Origin of the sequence: Ureibacillus sp. FSL W8-0352 (assembly GCF_038004345.1) — a bacterium.
Taxonomy (GTDB): domain Bacteria; phylum Bacillota; class Bacilli; order Bacillales_A; family Planococcaceae; genus Ureibacillus; species Ureibacillus thermosphaericus.
The window spans coordinates 2263679-2286628 of record NZ_JBBOQT010000001.1; the positions used below are offsets into that span (position 1 = coordinate 2263679).

The following is a 22950-nucleotide window of genomic DNA, read 5'->3' on the forward strand; positions in this document are numbered from 1 at the left end:
CGAAATAGAGAAAATAATGTCGATTTCTAAGAAATCTTTTATAACAATACTTTAACATAGGGATAGGTTTTTGGATATAATATTTTTTTGGAAAATTCTCTTTTTGTATAATTTTCCGTTTTAAAATGATTTTCCGTCAACACGGTTTACAATTTTCTCGACCTTTTCTATAACAATAATGTATTATGTGTTAAACTATTGTCGATTATCCTAAAACGAAGAAGGTTTGATATCCATGGAATTTACTGATATGAAACAACAATTACTTGAGCATATTTTTAATAAAAAACTAATATCTGCAACCATTAGTCAGCCAAGGAAAAAATCAGATGAATTGAAAAGAGTTAAATTAAAGCCAGTTGAAATAAAAGGACAATACCATGTTCAACTGGAATATCAATATGAAAGGATATTAAAACATAAAAATATCCTATTAGAAAATTTCCATCCTTATTTAGATGAGTTGCTACAGCAATTTAGACAATTTCACGGGCAATTCACCGATCGCTTAATTCAAATACAATTATCTAAAAAGAATAAAGTCTTTTGGAAAGAAGAACAAGCAGAAATAAAAAAAGAGCTGTCTTTAGCCCATAACCGTAAAAAGAATTACTTGCTGAATGAAACAACTCCTTATCCATTCTTAGTGCGGCTTGGGGTTCAAACTCCTGATGGAAAAGTCAAAAAACAAAAATACGACAAATTCCGACAAATCAACCGGTTCCTCGAATTTATTGACGATTCCTTAAATTACTTACCGAAAAATCGGCAAATTCGGATTATCGATTTTGGCTCTGGGAAGTCTTACTTAACCTTTGCCTTATATCATTATTTAAAAATCGAAAAAGGTTTAGATCTTAAAGTTACAGGACTAGATTTAAAAAAAGAAGTAATCGAAGAATGTAATAATATTGCAAAAGATTTACATTATGACAATTTAGAATTTATTGTAGGAGATATAAATGATTACGATGAAGAGACATCTGTAGATATGATTGTAACATTACATGCTTGCGATGTGGCAACAGATATGGCACTGGCTCGAGCTGTAAAGTGGGGAGCAAAAGTTATTTTAAGCGTACCATGCTGTCAACATGAATTGAATCGTCAATTAAACGCCCCGCAATTAGAAATCATGACACAACACGGATTAATCAAAGAACGTTTTGCCGCTCTCGCAACCGATTCAATTCGTGCAGAAATTTTAAAATTAGTCGGATATGAAGTACAGTTAATGGAATTTATCGATATGGAGCATACACCTAAAAATATATTGATACGTGGTTTTTATACTGGAAAGAAACCGGGCAAAAACGAATTAGAAAGATACAAAGCTTTTATTGAATTCTTATCAGCAAAGCCATTTTTGCAAAAGGAACTTGAAGAATACTTATCATAAAGTCAATCCATAATAAGCATATTAATATGGCACTGCCAATTAATATGCTTATTTATATTCCTTATTTTCTCCACAATAACTAATTCTTACCAAATAAATATTACAGGAATGTAAATTTTGTTATTTTCCGCATTTACATTCTATAGTTTTTGAATTTTTTTTGCTATCATAATAAAGGTTTTAAAACTAACGTATATCAGGGGGCATTACTTTCATGTTTAATCCAAAAAAATCAGATCCATTTTTTGTGTCATTACATAAAATTGCTGAAAACATGCGAGATGCAGTTCACTTTGCTAACGACTTTAATATCGATTCAATTGCTGATTTAAAGGAATTAAGTATCAAAGTTAAAAAATTTGAAACGGATGGTGACAATTTAATACACGAACTTATCGTCATGTTAAATAAGTCATTTATGACACCAATCGAAAGAGAAGATATTTTAGCATTAGCTATTAAAATGGACGATGTATTAGATGGTATAGAGCAATGTTTTGCTCACTTAGAGATGTTCTCCATTCCAGAATTAGACGAGTCAATGCGCACATTTTTAAAATACATAACAAGAAGTGCAGATGAAATTGTATCAGCAATCGACTTGTTAAATAAAAAAGATTTAACTTCAATGAGAAATCATATTATTTTAATCAAGGACTATGAACGAGAATGTGATGAAGTATCCCGTTCATCCATTAAACAACTATTCTTAAATGAAAAAGATCCAATCCGTTTAATTAAATATAAAGATATTTACAACCAATTGGAAGATATCGCTGACCATTGCCAAGACGTAGCAAATACACTAGAAACAATTATCATGCGCAATGCATAATAACGGAGCGGAGTTTTAGATATGGATGCCATTTTAATCATCACAATATTAATCGTTATATTTGCGCTCGCATTTGACTTTATTAACGGATTTCACGATACAGCAAACGCGATTGCTACGTCTGTTTCAACCCGTGCACTGCCACCGCGTACAGCTGTAATGCTTGCTGCTATTATGAACTTCCTTGGAGCAATTTCTTTTGTAGGAGTAGCAAAAGCAATTGCTAGCGATATCGTAGACCCATTTTCACTGAATCAAACGCCAGATGATACAACGGGATCTGTCGTTATTTTAGCAGCACTTATTTCTGCGATTACATGGAACTTACTTACTTGGTATTTTGGAATTCCGTCTAGCTCTTCTCATACATTAATTGGTTCCATTGCTGGAGCAGCAATTGCTGCAGCGGGATTTGATATTCTCAATTATAAAGGTTTTATCGGCATTTTAGAGGCGTTAATTTTTTCTCCATTTATCGCTTTTGGTGTCGGATTTTTATTCATGTCAATATTCAAGTTGTTGTTTAAAAATTTAAACCTTTATCGTACCAATAAAGGATTCCGTACGATGCAAATCTTTACCGCAGCATTACAGGCTTTCACTCACGGTACGAATGACGCCCAAAAAGCGATGGGAATCATTACAATGGCTTTAATCGCTGCCGGCATCCAATCAGATAACGATGTACAAGATTGGGTACGAATTGCCTGTGCGCTTGCAATGGGATTAGGAACTTCCATCGGAGGATATAAAATCATTAAAACGGTTGGTACAAAAATTATGAAAATACGACCTGTTAATGGCGCTGCAGCCGATTTAGCATCTGCTACTGTTATTTTTGGAGCAACCTTAATTCACTTACCGGTATCAACAACTCATGTTATCTCTTCATCCATTATGGGTGTGGGATCTGCTCAACGTGTAAAAGGTGTTAAATGGGGAGTAGCTCGTAAAATTGTTTTAACTTGGATTATTACAATGCCAATTTCAGCAGTAATTGCTGGTTGTGTTTATTTCATATTGGATTTATTCTTCTAAATCGAGTAGGAGGGAGTGATTAGCTCCCGTCCTCTCACACCACCGTACGTACGGTTCCGTATACGGCGGTTCAATTAAGATAATTGACGCAAGTTTTCATAACTTCCGTGAATAGCTTGTCTTCTTATGCCAGTGGTCACTCCACCCTCCAAGAGGTCTCCCACGGGATTCACCGCTTCCTTCCTCAAGTGAGGTACTACGTTTTCTGTGTTCATCATGACTCACTGAATGCCAAGGGCTATTCTCTCTTAATTGTTCGGTCCTTCTCAGTTGTTCTAGACCAACTAATACTATGACCTCTGCTGACTTCTGACGGTTCAGCTACTTATCACTAAGTAGGTTATGAAGCGAACTTCACCTATCCGCCAGACCTCCCCAGGTAAGTACATGCACTTTCACACCATCTATCCGCCTCATTTACTCGATATGACCTTCGACAGAAAGAGCTTTGTTTTGTTACGCAAACTCACTCAATCATACCTAGCCTTATATGAGGTTCGTGTTCCTCGGACCGGTGTTTTGCCTCCAGCTTCCTTCAGATTCCGCGTCACCACGGACACCCTTGCTCTTGGCTAACCTCTACTTCTGTCTTCGGGGTTCGGGACTTACACCCTATAGTTCATGTACATGCCGGGCGCACATAAAAAACACGAGCTATAAACGCTCGTGTTTTTTATATTGTATTATTGGAATGACTCAATTCAAAAGGTATCATACTTTGGTTTATAGTTGGCTGATAAGTGGCATAAAAGATTGAAATGGCAACGATCACCAAAATACTAACTAAAAGCATAATACTTACGAGAATGATAGCAGCTCTCTTTCCGCTCATACAAAATCCCCTTTTTCTAATAATCGCTCTCTAATAAAATGCCTTATCTAAGTATACAATACAAGATTTAAAAAAACAGCTTCTCTTTAGGTGTATACTGTTTTATATTATAACGTTTTCGTTGCAGCTTCTTTAATTTTCTTCCGCTCCTCATAGATATTCTTTACAATTACTTTTAATACCGCATAAGTTGGAATTCCAATCATAATTGCAATAAAACCACCTATATTACCAGCAGCTAATACTACTGTAATAACCGTTAACGGATGGATATCTAAAGATTTCCCCATAACATTTGGGGTAATTAAATTGCTTTCCAATTGTTGCGCAACAAGGGTAATTACACATACCCAAATCACCAAGACTGGATCTTGAATAATGGCGACAAGAATTGCTGGCGCCAACGAAATCCATGGACCGATAAACGGAATCATATTCATGAAAAAGGAAAAAATTGAAAGTAATAAAGCATATTCAAGTCCTATAATTAAGTACCCAATAAACATCATCGTTGCTAAAATTAAACTCACAAGTACTTGTCCCTGTACATAGTTTTTTAGTGCTTCATTGATGTCTTCTAACGTATTCTTTACCCATATACGACGCTCGCCGGTAAAAATCTTGTAAATATTTGGTGCAAATTTTTCATGATCCTTTAACATGAAAATATAAAAGAATGGTACCAAAATTAAAGTAAAAATTGTAGAAACAGTACCGCTAACAAAGTTTACAATGCTTTTACTACCTACAACGACAATGTCTTGAATAGAACTTGTTACAGAATCAACGAAGTTTTCAACTTGAGGAGGTAAATTGTCTTTGTTTTCTAGAATAAAATCCGTTGCTTCCATTATTTTATCGCCAATATTTGGAGAATTTTGCACTAAGCGGTTCACTTGTTCAGCAATCGGATTTCCGATAATTAACAATAATCCCGTTACTAATCCTGCTAATACTAATACAATCGTTGAAATACTTGCCCATCTAGGAAGCCCCTTTTTTTCTAGCCAACGTTGGAAAGGCTCTGATATGTAAAAAAGGACGCCACTTAATAACACTGGAATAAAAATTGTTTTGATAATAATTACAATGGGATTAAAAATCCAATGAATTTCTATTACATATTTAATAATTAATAAGGCAATTAATAATCCAATTCCCACTTGAAACCATAATTTTTTTGTCATCGTTCATTCACCCCTACTCAAGTTTAACACTTCCTGAAAATTCCTATACAAATCTATTTTCGTTTATAAAAAAATCAATAAAGAATGATGTAATTGCGAGCATTTTCCTATCATTACAATTCGGTTGGAAGTTTTATTTTCCAAGGATTAATGTTTTTATGAGTGCAAACTGTTCACGAATTTGTAACTTCTGCTCAACAATTTTCGGTGTTTTTGATGCAACTATGTCCACTTCTAAGTCCAGTTTATTTGCTAATATTTTTGCACGTGCACAGTGAAAATCGCTTGTAATAAGCGTAACGTTTTTTGTATTGGTTGGCAGTAATTTTTTTGAATATAGCAAATTTTCGTATGTAGACGTTGCTTGTTCTTCACGGATAATTCGATATTCTTCAATTCCTGATTCCACTAAAAATGTGTACATTGCTTCAGCTTCACTAATCGGTTCGTCCAACCCTTTCCCACCAGAAACGATGACGTTTACATGAGGATAGGATTTCAAATACTCTATCGCCTCTTTCAAACGATACTGCAAAGTTAAGCTTGGTCTTCCATCCGATTCTACTTTCGCTCCTAATAAAATCGCATATTCATAAGTACCATCTGCAACCGGTATTGGCTGTTTCATGGTTTTATAGGACCAAGTAAATAAAGATACACTACTCACTATTAAAATTCCTAATATTATTAAAAAACTTTTTTTCATATCATCACCTTAAGATTTTCTCTTAGTACTTACGTTTAAACGATTATAAAGTTCCAAAATTATACTTTAGAAACGTGGAATTTTTCTTTGAAAGTCCAGTTCCCCAAAAACTGACAATGGAAAAAGACCGTGACACTCAACATGTTACGGTCTTTCCTTTATTGAATATTAATCTTCTAAATCTGCGTTATGATATACACGTTGTACATCTTCAAGATCTTCTAATGCATCAATCATTTTTTCAAATTTCACTTTGTCTTCCCCAGTTAGTTTTACTTCAGTTTGTGGAAGCATTGTTAATTCAGCTACTGTAAACTCTTCAATACCTGCTGCTTTGAATGCTTCTTGAGCAACATGGAATTGATCTGGCTCCGCATAAACGATTGTGATTCCCTCTTCATCAAACACATCACGTGCATCAATATCCGCTTCTAATAAAATTTCTAATACTTCATCTACTGACTTACCTTCAATTCCAAATACCGCAGTAGAATCAAACATATATGATACCGAACCTGTTACCCCCATATTTCCTCCGTTTTTGCCAAAAGCAGCACGGACTTCTGAAACGGTACGGTTCACATTGTTTGTTAACGCATCAACAATCACCATTGTTCCACCAACACCGAAGCCTTCGTAACGAAGTTCATCATAATCTTCTCCGCCAGCACCTTTCGCTTTTTCAATGGCACGATCAATAATATGTTTAGGTACATTATATGTTTTTGCTCTTTCTAATACTGCCTTTAATGCCTGATTTAATTCTGGGTCTGGTTCACCTTTTTTTGCAGCTACATAAATTTCCTTACCGAATTTTGCATAAATTCGGCTGGTGTTTTTATCTTTTTCTGCTTTTTTATCTTTAATATTATTCCATTTGCGACCCATTGGATTCACTCTCTTTCCTATTCAAAATATCAGTAAAATTTCATTCTAACAAATACGACTGTATCATTATACACCATGATTTCTTTGATGAAAATAATCGCTACTTGATTTTTTTGTAAAATGCCTTTATAATATCAACCTTTAATCTTCCATCTCTTCTATTATTTTGCTCAATAATGCTTCGCAACCATCTACAACTAAGTCATATGTCTCTTGGAAATCCCCCGTATAATATGGATCTGGAACGTCTTTTTTGTGTGAAGTTAAATCAAGAAAACGGAAAATTTTTGGATGTTCCGTTTGACCTAATATTCTACATATGTCCCTTATATTACTTTCATCCATACCAACAATATAATCAAACTTTTCAAAATCATCTTTTTTCAATTGCCGCGCAGTGATTCCTTCTGTGGAAATATTATATTCTTTTAATTTGTTGGAAGTACCGTAATGCGGCGGTTCTCCCACGTGCCATGAACTTGTTCCAGCAGAATCCACTTCGATTTTATCTTCTAATCCTCTCTTTTTTAGCAAGTCTCTAAATACTGCTTCAGCCATTGGCGAGCGGCAAATATTTCCTAAGCATACGAAAAGTACACGTTTCATCATAACAACCCCTTTTGAAAAAGCACCTTCCGTTGACGGAAAGTGCTAATTATTTTCCATTTGTTCGTTTTATTTCTTCTGTTAACCTTTGAAGCTCTTTTTCTAAAAAGGCAGTGTATTCATCTCGCGCTTCTTTTCCAGCAGGAACGGTAAAAGGTTTACCATATATTAAATACCCTTTTTGTCTTTTTATTACTTCCTTTATATTTTTTGGACCAATATAGGCTGCTGGAACAATTTTCGATTTTGTAAGTTGAGCAATAGTAATCGCTCCTTGTTTTAACTCTGTGTTATTTGTTGTACGAGTACCACTTGGAAAAATTCCAACAATTTTTCCTTCTTTTAGAAGTTGACGAGGTATTTTAATCACGCTCGGTCCCGGATTTTCACGATCGACAGGAAAAGCGTTCAGTTTTTTAATCAACCAACCTAACACTTTAATATCAAATAGTTGTTTTTTTGCCATAAAATGTATTTGTCTAGGATATATAGAAAGACCTAGGTTTAAAATATCAATATATCCATTATGTGTACACGCAATGATGTATCCCTCATCCTTTGGTAAATTTTCCTTACCATATACCTTCGCTTTTGATCCATTTATTGTTAAAAACACGTTAACTACTCTAGCTCCGAAATCGTATAACACTGTTGATTCCTACCCTTAAATTTTTTTATTCATTCTTATTTTAAAGAAAACATCCCTTTCTTTCAATCTCATCACAAACTTACACTTCTCCCACTAATATATCCAAATCAATCGTCAATTCCTCTAAAGATATATCATGGGTTTCTGCATGCCATCCTAGAGGAGTCATTTCAATTAATTTAGGAATTAGTTCCTTTTCAATAGGCACTTTATAAGTAACTCTTTGTTGTGACACGTTCATAAATTGCTCATGAAATCGAAAGACAGTTTGCTCGTTAGAATAAAGCTCTTTTTTTGAGTTTGCAAATACTTGTTTTCTTAATTCCATTAAATATTCGGATTGGGGAACTACTTTAATCAATTTTCCCCCTTGCTTTAACAGGCGTTTAAACTCACCATAGTTTGCTGGTGATAAAATATTCAATATTACGTCAAATGATTGTTCACGAAAAGGACTATCTGCTAAATCTCCAACGCACCAAATTTTCCGGTCATAATATTTTGCCGCAGTAATAATTCCTTCTTTAGCAATATCAACCCCTACACCAACTACCTCATCATTTAATTGCTCACAAATACGAGCCAAATGGGAACCTTTCCCGCATCCAGTATCTAAAATTGTCTTAACTGAATTTCCAATGATAGTTGCTACTTGTTTATGCATTTCATTGAACAAACCGCTATCAATTACAACTTTACGAGATTCAAATAAATTTTTCGTATACATAGAACGGACAGGTTTTGTCAAAAAATTCACATATCCTTGTTTTGCAATCGTAAAGTTATGACGATTACTACAGAAAACCTCTCCGTCATTATGGACATCCATTTCATTATTACAAATCGGACAAGAAAACAATCTGCTATTTTCTTTCATAAATTCTATGCTGTTTTGCCGTTTTGAGCGCTTTCCCATTGTTATTTCCTTTCAATATACTGTGATATTAATGATTAGTAGTTGCTTGATCCATGTTCATTTTATAAGAAGGTTGATGAATATTAACAAATTGTTCTAGTGAATGATGAATTTTTTGGATATCCTCTACTGTAAGCTTTTTATCAGTTCGTTTTTTCCAAAAACGCTTTAATTCATTTACTTTTATTACTGACACATTATTTGATTTCGTCAAATTTTTTTAATGAACAACTGTCTGTAAATAGAACGATTGAATGATGTTATTCATTATTCTACCAAATGCACCTTGTATTGGCTATGATAACCCGTTTGAATCGAATCTATTTTTTGCCTTTATTGTTTGGTGAAAAATATCGAAATTTCCTAGGAAATATTGTCGATTCAATTTCTTTAAACTCTTTCTTTGTCGACTGTGACTTTTTCTTCCCTTAAGCAACTAATTTTATGACATAAAAAGGAAATTATCAGTCCTTAATTTTTTTCAATATTATTCGACACTTTAATTCACATACATTTTATACTAATGATTACTCGGAGTAATGCGACATATTGTTTTATTAATATATAAACTTAATTGATTTACTGCATATCTTTTCATTTTATATACTTTCTTTGAATAACATTTAGATTTCGACAGCTCCTTATCTCAATAAAGTTGGATTGTTAACTTGGTTGATATTAATATTCATTTCATTTTCGTTATTGTTAATGTTATCTTCTATTTTATTTAAATATCATGATTAAGATATTATTTTTGTTTTGAAACATACCCATTCTATTGTTTTCGACAGTTCCATTTCTTTTTGTAAACCTTAGTTTATAAAAAAGCAGTTGGTAATATGCCTAATCCATTTTTATCGCTATTTTGACTTTATCTAACGGAGTAACGAGAAATTATACGCAAATTTTTACAAGAACCGTCAAACCTACTTTCTTTTTTGATAACCTTGTTTACAATAAATCCAAATCGAATCCTCAATATACCTATTTTTCCAATTCAAATATCTATTGGCATTCAGTAATTCAACATGCAACAATTTTACACTCTTATATCGACATAATCCCCTTTAGTTCAGCAGTTAATATTCCCTGTTACTGCTTATTTTCTCTTAATCTTGTGAATTTCTTGTAATTAAAACCAACTCCCTGTAAATTAATAAGTAATAAGGGGGCATGATTTTGTGGAGAAATATGTGCGATTAGGAAAATCGGAGCTTTATGTGAACCCTATTGGATTAGGAGCGAATGCAGTCGGTGGACACAATATTCACCCTCATCTAAGTGAAGCAGAAGGAAAAGAGCTTGTTCGTGTTGCCATCAAAAACGGAATCAACTTCATTGATACGGCATATTTGTATGGATTAGGCCGTTCAGAAGAACTCATTGGAGAGGTCTTAAAAGAAATGGGCAACCGAGATGAACTGATCATTGCAACAAAAGTCGGAGCTACAATAGTTGATGGCCAACGAGTTATAGACAACTCTCCTTCATTTTTAAAAGAACAAGTGGAAAAAAGTTTGCAACGCTTAAAAACAGACTATATTGATTTACTTTACATTCATTTTCCCGATGAGCATACACCAAAGGATGAAGCGGTTGGAGCATTGAAAGAATTAAAGGATGAAGGAAAAATTCGAGCAATCGGTGTTTCTAACTTTTCATTAGCACTATTACAGGAAGCGAATAAAGATGGCTATGTGGATGTGGTTCAAGAACACTATAACTTAATTCATAGAGATGCTGAAAAAGAGCTGTTTCCATACACACTAAAACACCAGATTGCTTTTATCCCATATTTTCCTTTAGCTTCTGGCTTGCTTACAGGAAAATATACAAAGGATACTGAAATACCTGAATATCGTCAAAAATCTCAGTTCTTCCAAAAAGAAACGTATGAGAAAATCGTAGAAAAAGTGGAACGATTACGCACAATCGCCCAATCGAAAGATGTAGAGGTTGCAAATGTCGTTCTTGCTTGGTATTTGACACGAGAAGCCATAACTGCCATCATTCCAGGAGCAAAATGTGCTGCGCAAGTATTGAACAATTTAAAAACAGCCAAAGTATTATTGAGTGAAGAAGAAATTCAAGAAATTGATGAATTATTTAAATAATATGAGGAGTGCACGCCAACAAAGAGCGGATAAGTTAATTTTCTAGCTCACTCTTTGTTGGCTATTATTTTGTTAGATTTGACTATTATCCTTAGTAGCTTGACTATTATTGGCTAAATTTCGACTATTAGATGATTGACTAATAAGTTGAAGAGTGTGACTATTATCTTCTGTAGTTTGGCTATAACTGATTCGATTTTGACTATTATCATAAATTTCAAGAGCAATTTTTGTTTGATTGACTATTATGCTTTATAGAATGACTATTATTGTCATGGATTTGGCTATTATTCCCCCACGAGAATAACAATCATGAATCAGTGTTTCCTCAAACTGAAAAATAATCCATCTAATTCAAGTACATCTGCTCCACCAACTGAAATTCCAGCATTTCTTTATTACAATAAAAAACGCAACTTTCCCTATATTCTCTATTTCCCTTATTTAGGACTTGTTTTTATTCAATAAATAGTTCGGATTTTTGTAAACTAAATTTACAATATTATTTTAGTAAGATAAAAATTTTTTAAAAAAATATCGCCTCCAAAAGGAAGCGATTCGTTCGAATGGGCAAGGCTTTAACATAAACCTTCATTTATCCCACTAAAATATATATCCTAGTAACAACCCAGCTGATAATAAAAAGCAGAAAATTGTGTTCGTCATGGCTGTTGATTTCATGGCAATAGGCATAAATTGCATTTCGCTTTCGCCCTTTTGAAAGCCTCGAATAGCGTCTATAGGTTTTTTTACGCTTAACAGCACTACTAGCGCCCAAGGACTGATACTTCCCGTCACCACTAATCCGACAATCCAAAGATAGGAGATAATAAAACCGATTGCTAGTAATCTCACTGCATTGGTTCTACCGATTAATATGGCAAGCGTCTTTCTTCCGCCTCTTTTATCTTCCTCAATATCTCGAATATTGTTAGCCATGTTGATTCCGCCTACTAATATCCCTGATGGAATGGAAAGGAGTACTGAAAGCAGCGTGACATCACCTGTTTGAATAAAATAGGCAATTAACACGAAAGCAGTTCCCATTAAAGCTCCTGCAAATAACTCACCAAAAGGGGTATAGGCAATCGGCAGCGGACCACCAGTATATAAATAACCTACCGCCATTCCAAACAATCCGATGACTACTAACCACGAACTAGAATTCGAGCAAATATATACACCAACAATCCCAGCAAACACATATAAAAGAATCGCTACCGCCAATACATTTTTTGGCTTCAAGCCGTGGCGAACGATTCCTCCACCAATGCCAACCGATTCTTCCGTATCCAGCCCTCGCTTGAAATCGTAATATTCATTAAATAAATTTGTCGCAATTTGAAGTGCCAAACACGCAATCATCATCGCCAGAAATAGCAACCAATCGATCTTTGTATCATACAGTGCCATTACCGTCCCTAAAATGACCGGCGCAAAAGTTGCCGTTAACGTATGTGGACGAGTCATCTGCCACATAAGCTTTAATGATGAAATTTCCTGATTCTTTTCCATAACTGGTTTCATCCTCTTTCTATCATTCATGAAAACAATTATAACAAATTCAAATGATTCACAGGTACTTATGAAATGACATGAAAAGAAGCCCACAATTTTATTGTGGACTTATATTCATTAGGCAATCAAGATTCCCCATACGCATAAAAATCTATTTGAATTGTCTTCTGGAATCCAGCCTTTTGATAAACTGATAAAGCTTGTTCATTTTCCATCTCTACTTGAAGGAAAATTTGTTTTGCTCCGCTTCGATAAGCAAAGTCTTTCACCCAGTTCAATAAAGCTGTCGCAATCCCTTTTCGTTGATGGAGGGGATGTACTGCTAAGGAAGTAATCCACTGGTTCATTTCTTCCTTTGAAGTAGTTACAGTTCCGACAACTTCCCCATCCTTTTCTGCAACCCAAATCACTCTTCCTGGAACTTTTGTATTCAATTCAATGAGTTCGATTGTTTCTTCCCTGAGGTCGCCAAATGTTTCTCTAAATATTTCAACAAGGGGTTCCAAATCCGTAGATTCGTTATACGGTCTTATATATATAGAATCATTCATTTCAACCATTTCCGCTTGCGCTTCAAAAGTCGCTTCCGAAAAGCTATATGTATATCCGTATTTTTCAATGATTTTTCTTCCGTATAGGTCATTTTCTAGGACAACTACTAATTCTCCAACAGCGTGTCGATCTTTAAAAGCTTTTGATAATAAACTAAGTAATGCATCATCTATGCCTGTTTGTCTGTACATAGGATCAACTAGCATGGTCCATTCATATGTATCCAAACCAATTCGATCTACCGCCGTAATAAAACCAACTAACTCATTTGTTTCTTCATCGTAAGCAAGGATGCAAAATCCCCTGCTATATGTTTTATTTAATAAAGGTAGATTTAAAGCATAGGAATAAGGGCATTGGTCCACTTCTGTTGCAAATCGAGATAAATTTTGAATTTCTTGATATGTTTCTTCATCTATAGGTAACGATGTAGTCATAAAGGCAATGTTCATCTTTAATACTCCGATCTATTTCTTTTACTTTTAACATTTTAGACAAAGCATTCGCCCACTGCAACAAGCTGCATCACATTCCCATAAATTACGTCATTCGCTCTTTTTCACCTTTTCTCTCAAGTTTCATCGCTTCATCCATTCTTCGTTAATAAAACGTCAAATATTTCTAAAAGTAGCCGTTTGAAAAGTCATGTAGAGACGGCCGAGTGCAGTTGTATCCGTTAAAGTTTCGGGCGTTTTTCAACTCCCCTTGAGATATATAGCTTGGACGAATTTCACCCATTTTTTCATAAGATCAATTCTACGCAAATGTGCAAGACTATTAAGGAAATACCCTAAAAGGTATTGTTTGCCAATTTAATAATGTATAAAATGTATATATATAATATATACATTTTTTCGAGAGAGGTTTTTGCATGCAAATTATAATTTCGAACCAATCTAAAGAACCGATTTATAAGCAAATTTATGATCAAATTAAGAAACAAATTTTAACGAATGAACTAAAAGCTGGCGAGATGCTACCTTCCATGCGTCAATTAGCGAAGGATTTAAATATAAGTGTCATTACAACAAAGCGAGCATATGAAGAACTTGAAAATGATGGTTTTATTTACTCAATAGTTGGAAAAGGATCGTTTGTATGTGAACAAAATAATGAAATGATTCTGGAAAGGAAAATGAAAGTCATTGAAGAACAACTTTTGTCTGCAATTCAAAATAGTAAAGAAGTAGGGATAGAATTAGAAGAATTAAAAGAACTTCTTACATTGTTATATAAGGAGGATACATGATGGAAAATGTAATTGAATTACAGCATGTATATAAGGCTTTTAAAGGATTTGAATTAAAAGACTTATCTATCTCAGTTAAGAAAGGCTTTGTTACAGGGTTTATTGGTGGTAATGGGGCAGGAAAATCCACAACCATCAAGCTGATAATGAATTTGTTAAAACCGGATAGTGGAACAATTTCTATTTTTGGTATGGATTATAAAAAAAATGAAAAAGAAATAAAACAACGAATCGGCTTTGTGTTCGATAGTAACATTTTTTATGAAAATATTACATTGGCTGAAATGAAGAAAATTATTAAACCTGCCTATCGTAAATGGGATGATACCTTATTTAATCAATATGTAGATATGTTTGAACTACCTTTAAAGAAAAATTTAAATACCTTTTCAAAAGGGATGAAGATGAAAGCCTCATTAACCATCGCATTATCCCACCATGCTGAGTTAATTATCATGGATGAACCGACATCGGGATTAGATCCAATCATTCGCAGTGAATTATTAAATATCCTACACAACCTTATGCAGAATGGAGAAAGAACAATCCTTTTTTCAACGCACATTACGACAGATTTAGATCGAATAGCAGATTATATAACCTTTATTCATAATGGGCAACATATCTTTACAAAAGAGTATTATAAAATCGAAGAGGAATTCGCAATAGTAAAAGGAGGAACGAATCTATTAGATCGTGATACAGAACAAGAATTTATCGGAATTCATAAAACTAATCACGGATTCCGAGCATTGACAGCGAATAAACAACGTACAAAAAATATTTTTGGTGATACGGTCATTATAGAGAAACCGACACTTGAGGATATTATGCTATATACAAAGAAAGGGGAAGAGAGATGCTAAATCTTATTCGTAAAGATATGATATTACAGAAGAAAACATTGCCATTCATGTTGTTATTTTTGTTTGTCTATTTATTTGTAAATGTTTCTACTTCTTGGGTGGCTATCGTTTTTTGTATTGTAATCATCATGAATGCTTTTCAAACGGATGAAACATCGTCAGCTAATCTGCTTTTAAATTCTTTACCATATACACGAAAGGAAATTGTCAGTTCAAAGTATATTGGTGCGCTAATTTTTATTTTTCTTACTCTGCTGACTATTTTTATAGGAAATTGGATGATTCATAGAGAAATCATGCAATGGGAAATATTATTGTTCATTACGAGCATTGTAATGGGTTTAATTTCATTTGCTTTCCCATTTTCTTATCTATTTAACAGTAAATATTTATTAATTGGATTTGGTGGTGTGTTTGTTGTTTATATGGTTACCCTAAGCTTTATACCTAATTTGAATGATAGAGTAAGAGAGCTAGTCCAAACGGTACTATCTTTGGATAATTCCCTGTTTTATCTTGGCATAATATTATCGGTTGGGCTTCTTTATGTTCTTTCGTGGATACTCTCGATTCGAATATATAGTAGAAAAGTTTTTTAAAGACGATTGTTAAAAGGATTTTTAAAATTTGACGTAACATCTAAAAGGTGCTGAAAATAAAATTATGGAAATGTTTGAAATCAGGTTACGAGGCTGGGACATAACTAATAAAGTGAACGAGCTGCAAAAAGCTTTTTTGTAAAAAATTGATTGAGTTACGGGGCGAGTGTTTAGAAAGTTACACCTTTCTAAACTCCCCCTCCTTTTGATTGTTTTAACATATTTGCATAAATTCCATCTTTTTCGATTAATTCTTGCTGAGACCCCGATTCTGCAATTCTTCCGTCTTTCATCACAAACACGATATCTGCATGACGAACGGTATTTAATCGATGGGCGATGACAAAGCTAGTTCGTCCTTTCATTAACTCCTCTAATGCCTCTTGAATTTTCTTTTCCGTTACAGTATCGATGCTACTTGTCGCTTCATCCAATAACAAAATTGCAGGATTTGCTAAAAATGCTCTTGCAATGGATAACAATTGTTTTTGACCTTGCGAAATTTCACTACCATCCGCTTTTAACACCGTGTCATAGCCTTTTGACAACTTCATAATGAAATCATGAGCATTGGCTTTTTTTGCTGCATCCACCACTTCTTCATCGGTTGCATCAAGCCTTCCATAACGGATATTTTCTCGAACAGACGCTTCGAATAAAAAGGGATCTTGCAACACAAAAGCCATTTGTCGTCGCAACGTTTGCCGCTTATAATCGCAAATATTCTTTCCATCAATGAGAATTTCACCGCTATTTGCATCGTAAAAGCGGGCAATCAATAACATCGTTGTCGTCTTCCCGGCTCCAGTAGGCCCAACAAGCGCCACCGTTTGACCTGGTTGAACACGGAAATTCAAATTGTGCAATGTATCAGATTTGTTTTTTGACTCGTATTTAAAAGACACATTTCGAAACTCTACTTCACCTCGAATTTGGTAATCATCAGGTAGGTTTCCTCGGTCTTCTTCCATCTCCTCATCCATAATCGAAAATACTCGTTCAGCCCCTGCAATTGCTGATAATACGGTATTGATTTGGTTCGCTAAATCATTTAATGGTCGGGTAAATTGCCGGGCGTATTCTGTAAAAATCACAATAGTTCCGATTGTTACCCACCCGTAATAAGCAAAAATTCCTCCGATTCCGGCGATAATAGCAAAACTCATATTGTTTAGAAAATTAAAGACTTTTGGAATATAACCTGAATATACAAGCGCCCAAAATCCAACGTTCTTTAGACGTTTACTTTTCATATAAAAATCCTGTTTCACGTGGTCCTCTTGAGAAAAAGCCCTCACAATACTTTGACCAGAAATCGTTTCTTCAATCATCCCGTTTAAATCTCCGAGAGCTGCTTGCTGCGCTTTAAACAACTTGCTTGTTCTTTTCGTAATCCATCTCATTGCTATAAACATAAGCGGGATGACGATCATTGTAATGAGTGTTAATAACGGGCTTAAATAGAGCATCACGATGATTGTGCCGGCAAGGGTTAAAAAGCTTGAAAACACTTGAATAAAAGATGTATTTAACGTAGCACTCACCGTTTCAATATCATTCGTCAAACGGCTCATAATTTCTCCATGCTGCCTTTTATCAAAATAAGAGATTGGGAGCTTTAACAAATGTTTAAAAGCACCAGTCCTCATTTTGTATACCGTTGTTTGTGCAATGCCTACCATCCAATAGTTTTGTATAAATAATGTCACTGCATAAACAATGTACACACCAATCAGCACACCAATCAACGGAACCATACGTTGAAATTCTTTCGGAATAACAAAATGATCAATGATATATCCCATCAAAAAAGGTCCTAATAACCCGGCAATCGAACTGATGATGACCATGATGAAAACTGCAATCAACAATCCTCTTTGCTCATCCACCAATTGCCAAATACGAAGGAGCGTTCTTTTCCAATCGCTTGCTCTAGGACCTTTGTGTTTTTTCTCCGCATTGCGTAAATCTTCTTTCGTCAAAATCGGTTCGTATCCAAAAGGTTTTTTGAACATTTCCATCATTCATCACCTACCTGTTCCTCTTGGGTGCTGGCGATTTGTTGATAAAGCTTGCTACTTTTCATCAATTCGTCATGTGTACCGATAGCAACAATCTTTCCTTCATCTAACAATACAATGCGATCTGCCCCTTTTGCTGTATGGATTTTTTGAGTCACAACGAGCATCGTCGCCTCTGTATCTTTTAAGGCATCCCATAAAGCAGCTTCCGTCTTTACATCGAGAGCGCTTGTACTATCATCTAAAATTAAAATTTGCGGCTTTCGAATAATCGCCCTTGCAATCGATAATCTCTGTTTCTGGCCACCGGATAAATTGACGCCCTTTTGGCCAACCCTTGTTTTATACTGTTCAGGAAAATTGAGTATCGTATCGTGGATTTGTGCCTTTGTCGTAGCAGCCACGACTTCACGATGTTCTGCCATTCTTTTCCCCCACTTTACATTGTTTTCAATCGAACCTGTAAATAACAATGCCTTTTGGGGAACATAACCAATCATGTTACGTAAATCCTTCAATGACCAATCGGAAATATTTCTTCCGTTAACTACAATTTCTCCTTTACTGGGTTCATAAAAACGGGGAATTAAACTAAGTAACGTGGTTTTGCCAGAGCCAGTCGTCCCCATTATCGCCAATTTTTCTCCTTGCTTTACTTCGAAAGAAATATCTTGAAGGACTAATTTTTTTGTATTTGGATACTTAAAGGAAACGCCTTTAAAACGAACCGTTCCGAATTCCTCTTTCGGTGTTTCCGTCCCGCTTTTTTCTTCTTCCAGCCCCTCTTCCATGACTAATATTTCCGCCATTCGTTCACTGGAAGCTTTAGCTCGAGTAAACCCGTTTAAAATAAAGGCAAACATTCCGAAGTATCCAGTAATACGTAAAGCGTAGTTGACAACTGCCACTAATTCCCCCACTTGCGCCTCGTTCATGCTTACTTCTCGTGCACCATACCAAATAGCAAGCAGTAAACTCACATTCAGCACAAAACTCATGATGGGCATCATTAACTCCATCATTCGTAGAGCTTTCATCGTATCCAGTTTTAAATCTTCGGCTATCCGGTTAAATTTTTCCGTTTCGTAGGCATTTCGCATATAAGCTTTCACTAAATAAATCCCTTGTAAACTTTCTTGAAGCGCACGATTCACTCGATCCATTCGACGTTGTACTTGTCCAAATAAAAGACTCCCGTTTTTTACAATTATATATAAAAAAATAGCGAGAATCGGTGTACCAATCATTAATATCATCGCCATCTTGGCATTAACGAAAAACACCATTACAAGGCTCAGTACAACCGCTAAAGGAGCACGAATCATAATGCGCAGACTCATAAATAAAATGCTTTGTACTTGTTGAACATCGTTGGTGAGCCTTGTAATCAAACTGGATGTTGGATATTTCAAAAAAGTTGTCATGGAGAATGATTGAATTTTTCTAAATAAAGCATTTCGTAAATCCAAAGCAAAACTTTGTGCCGCATGTGCAGCGAAATATGTATTTACAATTCCGCATAAAAAGGCTAAAGATGCAATTCCTATCAACATGCATCCCCATAAGAAAATCACATGAAAATCCTTTAAGACAATACCTTCATCAATAATTTTGGCGATGATGATCGGTTGTGCCAATTCAGCTACAAGTTCTAACAACATTAATCCTAAGGCAATTAGCGCAAACCATTTATATGGCTTTAAATAACTCAAAACAACTTTCACAAACCCACCCCAATCTATAAAACAACGCCAATTCAATTTTAATCAATGTGCATTGCTTCCAAATATTTGAGAAACAGTTTATTATGGAATTCTTACTAAATATTCACCATGCTAATTTTTATTGTATTTTTCCGCTTTTTCACTCGCTACTGAAATCCACGTTACGCATGCTAACATAAGAAGTATTCCAATTGCTTGCCATAGACCAAATCTTGTTGAAAATACAATCATCGAAATAACCATTGTAGTGAGCGGCTCCATTGTGGATAATATACTCGTTAATACCGGGCTAATATAATTCATGCTGCTTAAAAACATAACAAAAGCTGCGGTACTAAAGAAAATGATACTAAACATAGAAATCAATAATTTAATATCGAAGAGCAACCCCCATTCATCGCTTTGCCAAATAAACGATCCCATTCCTAACACGACTCCACCAATCAACATTCCCCAACCAACTACAAGTAAAACCCCCCACTCTGCCATTAAACGTGTAGGATATAACGTATAAATAGCGAAAGTAATTCCTAGTACAAGACCCCAAAAAAGCGCTTCACGACTAACCAATAACTGATCAATTTTCGCGTTTGTTAGTAACAAAAATAAACCAAGCAGCGTACCAAGAACACCTAATATTTGGTATTTAGGGGGCCATGTTCGAACTTTAATAGATGTATAAGCAAGAATAAAAAGTGGCCCTAGAAACTGCAATAGTGTTGCAAAAACCGCATTGCTACTTTGAATGGTCATTGTGAAAGAAAATTGTAGCCCAAGCATACCGGCTACGCTGTATATAACAAGTTGGCGACTCCAATATTTTGTTTTCCAAACAGCCATAACTGAATTATTGGTAAATTGTAAAAATGATAAAATCGCTACTCCAGCAACAAGCAATCGAACAGTAAGAAAAAAATTCACCGTCATACCTGAATCTTTTAAAATCCACTCTGTTAGTGGCCCTGTTGCCCCCCACAGCATTGCTCCTATGATGATTAATATAATTCCTTTTAAATGTTGCATAGCATGAACTTCCTTTTTATAATATAGAATTATTATTGTAACAATTTACTATTTTTATAGGCCCATTTTAGTATCATTGTTTAATGTCAAAAAATTGATAGTCCTACAATAGTGACTATTGACTTCAAAATAATTTATAATAAATATGGTATAAAATTACGGTATGCAAGGAGACGGAATTAGGATGAACCTTAATATAACGCAAAGCCATGATGAAAACTTGCTACTGAAAGCTCCCTTCCCATCTTTTGCATTAAATGTAAGTGCAGATACAATCACTTGGAACACCATATGTGAACAATATTTTGGTTACACAAAACAGGACTTTCAGAGTGTTGATTCATTAAAAGAACGATTATTTTCTACTTTATCTGAAAATACTTGGCAGCGCATACTGAATGCTCAAGAATACATTCGATTAAATCATATACAACTGATTCATCAAAATGAAACGCTTATCAAAGCAGACGTAATCGTTATTCCATGCACGATTAACAACAATCGTTGCATTGTTTTTTATTGCTTGCCAGAACAACAATTTTCTCAATTAGGAGAATCGGACCAAGAACTATCTGATTTAAAGAGTGGGCTTCTCTCATCCTTTATGATGGTTACGTTAGATTATGAAGGATTTATTGTTAGCTGTAATCCTTTATTCTTAAAAACAAGTAAATGGACGCCAAAACGAGTGTTAAGAAAAAGCTTTTGGCAACTATTCCCTGATACAGAAGAAAGCCATGAAATAGCAGATACTATATGGAATACTATCTCTCAAGGGAAAGTTTGGCAAGGCGATGTACAAAAAATGAAAAAAACCGGTGAAACTTATTGGGTTCATTTAACTGCCATTCCCACTTATTCTCATAGTGAACAAAAATATCGCTACACATTAATAGAGCAAGATATTACAAATGAAAAAGAATTGCAACATAAACTCGAAAAAATTGCTTACGTTGATGCAGAAACTGGTTTAATGAATGTCCATCGCTTAGAAAACGTTGTAAAAGAAATGATTGCAGAGCAACAACAATTTTACTTCGTTTATTTGAGTATCGATAAATTCTACACGTTGAAGGAACTTCATCATGTTGAGCTGGACAACAACTTTATTTTAGAGTTCACGAAACGCTTAAAAATTTACTTCCAGGATAGTTTACTCGCTCGCATAAACGAAAGTGATTTTGTTGTGATTACTCCCCTTGGCGAATGGTTTATCCAAGGATTTTTATCCTATTTAAAACAAAATCCAATTTACCTTGGCAATCGTGCAATGCCGATTACAATCAGCGGTGGAATTACTCGTTCTCCGCAAGATCAATCGAACTTTACTCAATTAATGAACGCTTCTCTTGCAACGATTGCTAATGTTCGCGAAGCTGGTGGAGATAATATATTATCTCTTTCTGAAGCTGCCCATAAAAAATTAAATCGGAAATCCATCATTGAAAAACGTTTGTTAATGGCGCTCGATCAGCATAATTTAAAGGTATTGTATCAGCCGCAAGTAGATTTAAAAACAGGACAAATTTATGCGGTCGAAGCTCTTGTGAGATGGGATGACGAAGAAATTGGCGTAGTTAGTCCCGACGAATTAATCCCAATTGCTGAAGAAACTGGTTTAATTAACGATATCGGTTCTTTTGTGATTGAAGAAGCATGTCAACAAGCAGCTAAATGGAAAAAACAAGGCCTCGAATTAAAAGTAGGGATTAACTTATCTGTTCGAGAATTTAGGGATAAAAACATGGCAAAATTCATATTAGATACATTGACGAAAACAGGTTGTCCTGCTCATCTCATACAAATCGAAATTACAGAAAAGTTTGCATTAGAAGCTGAAGCGGAAACATCCATCATTCAACAAATGCGTAAATTAGAAGAGGAAGGCATTACCTTTGTATTGGACGACTTTGGAACAGGTTATGCTTCATTCCGATACATGCAACTTTTACCAATTAATACATTAAAAATCGACCAAACTTTTGTTCATTCACTTACGCAATCCGAAAAAACGCAACGCTTAATTAAGGGCATTGTTCATTTCGGAAAATCCATGAACTTGACAGTGTTAGCTGAAGGTGTAGAAACAAATGAACAAAAAGAACTGTTAGAACAATATGAATGCGATGCTATACAAGGATTTTTAATCAGTAAACCTGTTACAGCAGACAATATACCTCAGCTTTTATCTTCTTAAATAAAAAAGGCTACTCCTTAGTGTTTTGAGT

At 34.8% G+C, this 22950-nt stretch carries 21 protein-coding genes; 8 read left to right on the top strand and 13 right to left on the bottom strand.

The window, feature by feature from the left end; genetic code table 11:
* Nucleotides 1-235: 235 nt before the first annotated feature.
* The 3 genes from NST98_RS11480 (at nt 236) to NST98_RS11490 (ending at nt 3272) form a co-directional block, all read left to right on the top strand.
* Nucleotides 236-1399, top strand: coding sequence for a class I SAM-dependent methyltransferase (locus NST98_RS11480; protein WP_340715162.1), 1164 nt, complete (start codon nt 236-238; stop codon nt 1397-1399).
* Nucleotides 1400-1613: 214 nt separating this feature from the next.
* On the top strand, nt 1614-2234 hold the full coding sequence (locus tag NST98_RS11485) for a DUF47 domain-containing protein (RefSeq protein ID WP_016838358.1): 621 nt from the start codon (nt 1614-1616) through the stop codon (nt 2232-2234).
* Nucleotides 2235-2255: 21 nt separating this feature from the next.
* Nucleotides 2256-3272, top strand: a complete 1017-nt coding sequence (locus NST98_RS11490) for an inorganic phosphate transporter (protein WP_096549826.1) — start codon at nt 2256-2258, stop codon at nt 3270-3272.
* Between the two features lie 74 nt (nt 3273-3346).
* On the opposite strand, the gene NST98_RS11495 is transcribed toward NST98_RS11490, so the two are convergent.
* The 8 genes from NST98_RS11495 to NST98_RS11530 all read right to left on the bottom strand — a co-directional run bounded on the left by NST98_RS11495 (nt 3347) and on the right by NST98_RS11530 (nt 9270).
* Nucleotides 3347-3490, bottom strand: a complete 144-nt coding sequence (locus NST98_RS11495; protein WP_172597780.1) for a hypothetical protein — start codon at nt 3488-3490, stop codon at nt 3347-3349.
* Between the two features lie 721 nt (nt 3491-4211).
* Nucleotides 4212-5291 carry an AI-2E family transporter gene (locus NST98_RS11500; protein WP_340715163.1) on the bottom strand — a complete coding sequence of 360 codons (1080 nt, stop codon included), beginning with the start codon at nt 5289-5291 and terminating at the stop codon, nt 4212-4214.
* Between the two features lie 133 nt (nt 5292-5424).
* Nucleotides 5425-5958 (bottom strand): YdcF family protein, encoded by a 534-nt coding sequence (locus tag NST98_RS11505; protein ID WP_340715164.1) that lies wholly within the window; start codon nt 5956-5958, stop codon nt 5425-5427.
* Between the two features lie 207 nt (nt 5959-6165).
* On the bottom strand, nt 6166-6885 hold the full coding sequence (locus NST98_RS11510; protein ID WP_016838363.1) for a YebC/PmpR family DNA-binding transcriptional regulator: 720 nt from the start codon (nt 6883-6885) through the stop codon (nt 6166-6168).
* Between the two features lie 141 nt (nt 6886-7026).
* Nucleotides 7027-7491 carry a low molecular weight protein-tyrosine-phosphatase gene (locus NST98_RS11515; RefSeq protein WP_016838364.1) on the bottom strand — a complete coding sequence of 155 codons (465 nt, stop codon included), beginning with the start codon at nt 7489-7491 and terminating at the stop codon, nt 7027-7029.
* A 49-nt stretch (nt 7492-7540) separates the two neighbouring features.
* A complete protein-coding gene (locus NST98_RS11520; RefSeq protein WP_340715165.1) occupies nt 7541-8107 on the bottom strand; it encodes a lysophospholipid acyltransferase family protein in 567 nt (188 codons plus the stop codon).
* Between the two features lie 112 nt (nt 8108-8219).
* The gene (locus NST98_RS11525; protein WP_340715166.1) at nt 8220-9056 is read right to left on the bottom strand and encodes a putative RNA methyltransferase; all 837 of its coding nucleotides are present in this window, start codon (nt 9054-9056) and stop codon (nt 8220-8222) included.
* Between the two features lie 28 nt (nt 9057-9084).
* Nucleotides 9085-9270 carry a hypothetical protein gene (locus tag NST98_RS11530; protein WP_340715167.1) on the bottom strand — a complete coding sequence of 62 codons (186 nt, stop codon included), beginning with the start codon at nt 9268-9270 and terminating at the stop codon, nt 9085-9087.
* 967 nt (nt 9271-10237) lie between these two features.
* On the opposite strand from NST98_RS11530, the gene NST98_RS11535 reads away from it, so the two are divergent.
* A complete protein-coding gene (locus NST98_RS11535; RefSeq protein WP_340715168.1) occupies nt 10238-11170 on the top strand; it encodes an aldo/keto reductase in 933 nt (310 codons plus the stop codon).
* Nucleotides 11171-11773: 603 nt separating this feature from the next.
* Here the strand turns inward: NST98_RS11535 and NST98_RS11540 are convergent.
* Together NST98_RS11540 and NST98_RS11545 are read right to left on the bottom strand one after the other, a co-directional pair.
* Complete coding sequence (locus tag NST98_RS11540) at nt 11774-12697, bottom strand: 1,4-dihydroxy-2-naphthoate polyprenyltransferase (protein ID WP_340715169.1); 924 nt, start codon at nt 12695-12697, stop codon at nt 11774-11776.
* A 116-nt stretch (nt 12698-12813) separates the two neighbouring features.
* Entirely contained in the window at nt 12814-13677 is an 864-nt protein-coding gene (locus NST98_RS11545; protein WP_340715170.1) for a GNAT family N-acetyltransferase, read from the bottom strand.
* Between the two features lie 434 nt (nt 13678-14111).
* Between NST98_RS11545 and NST98_RS11550 the strand changes: the two genes are divergently transcribed.
* Genes NST98_RS11550 through NST98_RS11560 form a run of 3 tightly spaced genes read left to right on the top strand, consistent with a single transcriptional unit; the run spans nt 14112 to nt 15954 of the window.
* A complete protein-coding gene (locus NST98_RS11550) occupies nt 14112-14489 on the top strand; it encodes a GntR family transcriptional regulator (protein ID WP_340715171.1) in 378 nt (125 codons plus the stop codon).
* Nucleotides 14489-15355, top strand: a complete 867-nt coding sequence (locus NST98_RS11555; RefSeq protein WP_340715733.1) for an ABC transporter ATP-binding protein — start codon at nt 14489-14491, stop codon at nt 15353-15355. Before NST98_RS11550 ends, NST98_RS11555 begins: the two co-directional genes overlap by 1 nt.
* Complete coding sequence (locus NST98_RS11560) at nt 15349-15954, top strand: ABC-2 transporter permease (RefSeq protein WP_096549837.1); 606 nt, start codon at nt 15349-15351, stop codon at nt 15952-15954. The genes NST98_RS11555 and NST98_RS11560 overlap by 7 nt, the downstream gene beginning before the upstream one ends.
* 188 nt (nt 15955-16142) lie before the next feature.
* Here NST98_RS11560 and NST98_RS11565 read toward each other — a convergent pair whose 3' ends face one another.
* The 3 genes from NST98_RS11565 to NST98_RS11575 form a co-directional block, all read right to left on the bottom strand.
* Nucleotides 16143-17975, bottom strand: a complete 1833-nt coding sequence (locus tag NST98_RS11565) for an ABC transporter ATP-binding protein (protein ID WP_340715734.1) — start codon at nt 17973-17975, stop codon at nt 16143-16145.
* Complete coding sequence (locus NST98_RS11570) at nt 17975-19699, bottom strand: ABC transporter ATP-binding protein (RefSeq protein WP_340715172.1); 1725 nt, start codon at nt 19697-19699, stop codon at nt 17975-17977. Before NST98_RS11570 ends, NST98_RS11565 begins: the two co-directional genes overlap by 1 nt.
* Nucleotides 19700-19810: 111 nt before the next feature.
* Entirely contained in the window at nt 19811-20722 is a 912-nt protein-coding gene (locus tag NST98_RS11575; RefSeq protein WP_340715173.1) for a DMT family transporter, read from the bottom strand.
* 184 nt (nt 20723-20906) lie between these two features.
* Here NST98_RS11575 and NST98_RS11580 point away from each other — a divergent pair, with 184 nt between their 5' ends.
* Nucleotides 20907-22919, top strand: a complete 2013-nt coding sequence (locus NST98_RS11580) for a GGDEF domain-containing phosphodiesterase (protein WP_096549841.1) — start codon at nt 20907-20909, stop codon at nt 22917-22919.
* The last annotated feature ends 31 nt before the right edge of the window (nt 22920-22950 follow it).

Excerpts from the sequence above, each read along its gene's own strand:
- NST98_RS11500 (WP_340715163.1), bottom strand. The coding sequence starts at position 5,291 with ATGACAAAAAAATTATGGTTTCAAGTGGGAATTGGATTATTAATTGCC.
- NST98_RS11515 (WP_016838364.1), bottom strand. The coding sequence starts at position 7,491 with ATGAAACGTGTACTTTTCGTATGCTTAGGAAATATTTGCCGCTCGCCA.
- NST98_RS11525 (WP_340715166.1), bottom strand. The coding sequence starts at position 9,056 with ATGGGAAAGCGCTCAAAACGGCAAAACAGCATAGAATTTATGAAAGAA.
- NST98_RS11480 (WP_340715162.1), top strand. The coding sequence starts at position 236 with ATGGAATTTACTGATATGAAACAACAATTACTTGAGCATATTTTTAAT.
- NST98_RS11550 (WP_340715171.1), top strand. The coding sequence starts at position 14,112 with ATGCAAATTATAATTTCGAACCAATCTAAAGAACCGATTTATAAGCAA.
- NST98_RS11560 (WP_096549837.1), top strand. The coding sequence starts at position 15,349 with ATGCTAAATCTTATTCGTAAAGATATGATATTACAGAAGAAAACATTG.
- NST98_RS11565 (WP_340715734.1), bottom strand. The coding sequence starts at position 17,975 with ATGGAAATGTTCAAAAAACCTTTTGGATACGAACCGATTTTGACGAAA.
- NST98_RS11555 (WP_340715733.1), top strand. The coding sequence starts at position 14,489 with ATGGAAAATGTAATTGAATTACAGCATGTATATAAGGCTTTTAAAGGA.
- NST98_RS11580 (WP_096549841.1), top strand. The coding sequence starts at position 20,907 with ATGAACCTTAATATAACGCAAAGCCATGATGAAAACTTGCTACTGAAA.
- NST98_RS11485 (WP_016838358.1), top strand. The coding sequence starts at position 1,614 with ATGTTTAATCCAAAAAAATCAGATCCATTTTTTGTGTCATTACATAAA.
- NST98_RS11495 (WP_172597780.1), bottom strand. The coding sequence starts at position 3,490 with ATGATGAACACAGAAAACGTAGTACCTCACTTGAGGAAGGAAGCGGTG.
- NST98_RS11490 (WP_096549826.1), top strand. The coding sequence starts at position 2,256 with ATGGATGCCATTTTAATCATCACAATATTAATCGTTATATTTGCGCTC.
- NST98_RS11540 (WP_340715169.1), bottom strand. The coding sequence starts at position 12,697 with ATGAAACCAGTTATGGAAAAGAATCAGGAAATTTCATCATTAAAGCTT.
- NST98_RS11575 (WP_340715173.1), bottom strand. The coding sequence starts at position 20,722 with ATGCAACATTTAAAAGGAATTATATTAATCATCATAGGAGCAATGCTG.
- NST98_RS11510 (WP_016838363.1), bottom strand. The coding sequence starts at position 6,885 with ATGGGTCGCAAATGGAATAATATTAAAGATAAAAAAGCAGAAAAAGAT.
- NST98_RS11545 (WP_340715170.1), bottom strand. The coding sequence starts at position 13,677 with ATGACTACATCGTTACCTATAGATGAAGAAACATATCAAGAAATTCAA.